The organism is Achromobacter sp. DMS1 (assembly GCF_001270295.1).
In genome coordinates this window covers 1-4,245 of record NZ_LHSJ01000322.1, presented here as the reverse complement: position 1 = coordinate 4,245, position 4,245 = coordinate 1, and the positions used below count along the sequence as shown (strand labels likewise).

4 protein-coding genes and 1 pseudogene are annotated in these 4,245 nt (G+C 68.2%); 2 read left to right on the top strand and 3 right to left on the bottom strand.

The features are described from left to right. A pseudogene (locus AD428_RS25805) lies at positions 1–232 on the bottom strand (tripartite tricarboxylate transporter substrate-binding protein); the annotation flags it as partial. Between AD428_RS25805 and AD428_RS26930 the strand changes: the two are divergent. Both AD428_RS26930 and gspE read left to right on the top strand, forming a co-directional pair. Continuing rightward, positions 231–395, top strand: a complete 165-nt coding sequence (locus AD428_RS26930) for a hypothetical protein (protein ID WP_160318621.1) — start codon at positions 231–233, stop codon at positions 393–395. The pseudogene AD428_RS25805 and the gene AD428_RS26930 sit on opposite strands and share 2 nt — an antisense overlap. Further along, a complete protein-coding gene (gspE, locus tag AD428_RS23445) occupies positions 392–1,819 on the top strand; it encodes a type II secretion system ATPase GspE (RefSeq protein ID WP_053246750.1) in 1,428 nt (475 codons plus the stop codon). The genes AD428_RS26930 and gspE overlap by 4 nt, the downstream gene beginning before the upstream one ends. A gap of 44 nt (positions 1,820–1,863) precedes the next feature. Here gspE and AD428_RS23440 read toward each other — a convergent pair whose 3' ends face one another. Then, on the bottom strand, positions 1,864–2,481 hold the full coding sequence (locus AD428_RS23440; protein WP_082308567.1) for a LuxR C-terminal-related transcriptional regulator: 618 nt from the start codon (positions 2,479–2,481) through the stop codon (positions 1,864–1,866). 129 nt (positions 2,482–2,610) lie between these two features. Next, positions 2,611–3,963 carry an MFS transporter gene (locus tag AD428_RS23435; protein ID WP_053246748.1) on the bottom strand — a complete coding sequence of 451 codons (1,353 nt, stop codon included), beginning with the start codon at positions 3,961–3,963 and terminating at the stop codon, positions 2,611–2,613. Positions 3,964–4,245: the final 282 nt, after the last annotated feature.

The window sequence follows — 4,245 nt, the reverse complement described above, 5'->3', positions numbered from 1 at the left end:
CGGAGTGATAGGCCAGACGATGTCGTAGCCCTGTTCCTTGGCCGTGGGCACCGAGGCCAGCTTGCCCGGCAGGCGCTCGTTGTTGAACACCGGCCAGCACGCGGATCGGCGCGCCGCCTTCGAGCATGGTGAAAGCCTCGGCCGCATCGCCCATGTAAGCCTGGATGTGTCCGCCGCGCAGCGCGGTGACGGCCTCGCCGCCGCCCTCGAAGGCAACAAAACGCATTTTCTTGAGCGTGCAGGCCAGCGGCCTGCAGGCCTATGTGCAGACGGGCCCCGGCGGCATGGGCTATGTGGTGCGCAGCCAGGTCGCCAAGGATCCCGCCACGCTGTCCACCGCCACGGCGCTGCTGCGCGAACTGGGCTTCAAGAGCACGGTGGTGTCGTCGCTGTGAGCACGCATCCCTTGCCCTATGCCTGGGCGCGCGCGCAGCGGGCGCTGCTGTCGCTGCGCGCGGGGCAGGCCCGGCTGACGGTCAGCCCGCGCACGCCCGCCTGGGCGCTGCAGGAAGTGCGCCGCTGCCACGGAGAGGCGCAGATCGAGTGCGTGGACGACGAGGCGCTGGAAACCCTGCTGACGGCGGCCTACACGCATTCGGAGGACGCGGCTTCGGTCATGGGCGTGGCGGAAAACGAGATCGACCTCGACCGCCTGCTGCAGGACATGCCCGAAGTGGCCGACCTGCTGGAGGCGCAGGACGATGCGCCCGTCATCCGCATGATCAACGCGCTGTTCGCGCAGGCCGCGCGCGACGGTGCGAGCGACATCCACATCGAGCCCTTCGAGACGCATTCGGTGGTGCGCTACCGCGTGGATGGCACGCTGCGCGACGTGGTGTCGCCGCGCAAGGCGCTGCACGCGGCGCTGATCTCGCGCATCAAGATCATGGCGCACCTGGACATCGCCGAGAAGCGCCTGCCGCAGGATGGCCGCATCGCGCTGCGCGTGGGCGGGCGCCCCATCGACGTGCGCGTCTCCACCTTGCCCACGGGCCACGGCGAGCGCGCCGTGCTGCGCCTGCTCGACAAGGAGGCTGGGCGGCTGCGGCTGGAGACGCTGGGCATGAGCCCCGAGGTGCTGGCGCGGCTGGACCGGCTGATCCGCCAGCCGCACGGCATCGTGCTCGTCACCGGCCCCACGGGCAGCGGCAAGACTACCACGCTCTACGCCGCCCTGAGCCGGCTTGACGCGAGCACCAGCAACATTCTCACGGTGGAAGATCCCATCGAGTACGACCTGCCCGGCATCAGCCAGACGCAAGTCAACGCCAAGATCGACATGAGCTTCGCGCTGGCGCTGCGGGCCATCCTGCGCCAGGACCCGGATGTCATCATGATCGGCGAGATCCGAGATCTGGAAACCGCCCAGATCGCCGTGCAGGCTTCGCTGACGGGCCACCTGGTGCTGGCGACCCTGCACACCAACGACGCGGTCTCGGCGGTGACGCGTCTGACCGACATGGGCGTGGAACCTTTTCTGCTGGCGTCTTCGCTGTTGGGCGTGCTGGCGCAGCGCCTGGTGCGCAAACTGTGCCCGGCCTGCAAGCGGCCCGCCACCGTCGACGGCCGGCGCGTTTACCAGCCCGTGGGCTGCCCCGCCTGCAATCACACCGGCTACAGCGGACGTTCCGGCATCCACGAGCTCTTTACCGTCGACGACGAGGCGCGCCGGCTGATCCATGATGGGCGCGACGAGCGCGAACTGCGTCTGGCCGCGGTGGCCGCCGGCATGCGCAGCATGCGTGATGACGGACAACGCTGGATCGACGAGGGCAAGACTTCGCCGGAAGAAATCTTGCGGGTGACGCGAGACGCTTAGGCGGCTGTCGCGCAAGGCCGGCCCGGCGCGCGGTCCGCATGGCCCTAGGCAAGCAGGTACTTGACCAGGACCGCGGTCGAGGGAGCATTGAATTTCTTCAGGAGCTTGCTGCGGAAGACCTCGACGGTGCGCGGGCTGATGCCCAGGGCCCTGCCGATTTCCTTGGCGGTCTGGTTCTGGATCAACAGGGCCGCCACGTCGCGCTCGCGCTGCGTCATCGAGTTCTTGGCGTCCGAGACGGCCTGGTGCACGGACGTCTTGCCGTCAGGGGCGGCCGCGGCCAGCCCGAGCTCCGAGAAGAACCAGAAAGCCTCGCGGTAGGGATCGTCGCGCGTTTCGGTAAAGCCCGTCACGCTGACCCAGAACAGATCGCCGCCGATCCGCTGCATGACCCGCGCCTCGGTAAACCGCCCGTGACGCTTGAGCGTCGGAATCACCCGTGCCCCGCAACGCTCGAAATCCGTCTGGTTCGGATACAGCACTCGCACGGTCTGACCGATGAAGTCGTTGCGGCAGGCCCTGAACATGTTCAGGAATGCATTGTTGCAGTCGCATATCACGCGGTAGCGGGTGACCATGAGGGCCGCGGGCATGCTCAGGAACACATGCCGGTAGTCGAGCGGGGAGCCTTGCGGGGGGGCTATCCCAAGTCTTCGGTTCATACGTTCTCCCGCCGGCGGGCGCGAAACCCGCGCCTGGCGGACGGCGGACACCACGATGACTGCTTTTTACTCCTGAAACAGCCCGCGTGGCGCAGCGGCGGGGACGCCGCCGCCCGTCCGCCGCGTCGTTCAGGAAAGCTGGGCCTTGGCGCGGGCGGCCGGCACATGCGCCGGGGCTTCGCGCCTCAGCGTCTCGGCCAGCATCAGCAGGGCAAGGGCTGAAACCGCCGCCGATCCGATCATGTACCAGGCGACCGATGATCCGCGGCCAGTGGCCGACAGCAGCGCCGTGGTGACGATGGGCGTGGCGGCGCTGCCCAGCAGCCCGGAGAGCATATAGCTGACGGAGAGCCCCGAGTAGCGGACGTTGGCGCCGAACAGTTCCGCCAGGAACGTGGCGATGGGGCCATAGTTCGCGGCGAAGGCGCTCATCATCAGCAGGTAGCCCAGCAGGGCCAGCGGGAACGCGCCGGTGTCCAGCAGCCAGAACAGCGGGAAGGCCAGCAACGCTTCGGCCACGATGCCTCCGACAATCACCGGTTTGCGGCCGATCTTGTCCGACAGCAGCCCGAACAGCGGCAATAGCGCCATGCACAGGGCGCAGGCGGCCAGCACCATGGCCAGCATCTGGTTGCGCGAGTAGCCCAGCGTCTGCGTGCCATACGACAGGCCGAACGCCACGATCAGGTTGAACGAGGCGCCGGTCGACATGGTCGCCACGCCGCCCAGCAGGACCTGCCTCCAGGACCGCGCCAGCACCTCCGCCAGCGGAATTTTCACTTGCGCGGCGGACGCTTTGATCTTGCTGAACGACGGCGTTTCCGACGTGTTCAGGCGGATGTACATGCCTACGCCCACGAGCACAATGCTGGCCAGGAACGGGATGCGCCAGCCCCAGGACAGCAGCGCCTCGGCGGACATGACCGCGCTGCACAGCAGGAACACCAGGTTGGCGATCAGCGTTCCGGCGGGCACGCCGATCTGCACCCACGAGCCATACAGGCCGCGGCGTCCGGCCGGCGCGTGTTCCACCGCCATCAGCACCGCGCCGCCCCATTCCCCGCCCAGGGCCAGGCCCTGGACGACCCGCAAGGCCAGGAGCAGGGTCGGCGCCCAGATGCCGATCGCGTCGTAGTCCGGGAGCAGGCCGATGGCGAAGGTGGCCGCGCCCATCATGACGAGCGACACCAGCAGCATGGATTTCCGGCCGACCCGGTCGCCAAAATGGCCGAACAGCGCGGCGCCCGCCATGCGGGCCACATAGGCGGAGGCGAACGTGCCGAACGCCAGCAGCGTGCCGGTCAGCGGGTCGAACGACGGAAAGAAGACTTTGTTGAAGACCAGCGCGGACGCGGTTGCGAAGATAAAGAGGTCATACCATTCGACCGTCGTGCCAATGACGCTGGCCGCGGCGATCTTCTTCATGCTGCGGGGCGGCTGGCCCTTTTCCGGCTGCGAAGTGGGAGCATGTTCGAGATGCATGGCGCTGTCCAGGAGAAGGGGATCCGGAGACCGGACCGTTGCTGGGATACTGAAAGATCGCGGGCAAATCGGCAGCCCGCTGCGGTGTCGCTGCGGCGGCTCGATGGCGGGGCTGCGCCGCCTGCTCCCGCCCGCCAGGCTTGCGCAGGAGAAGGGGATCCGGAGACCGGACCGTTGCTGGGATACTGAAAGATCGCGGGCAAATCGGCAGCCCGCTGCGGTGTCGCTGCGGCGGCTCGATGGCGGGGCTGCGCCGCCTGCTCCCGCCCGCCAGGCTTGCGG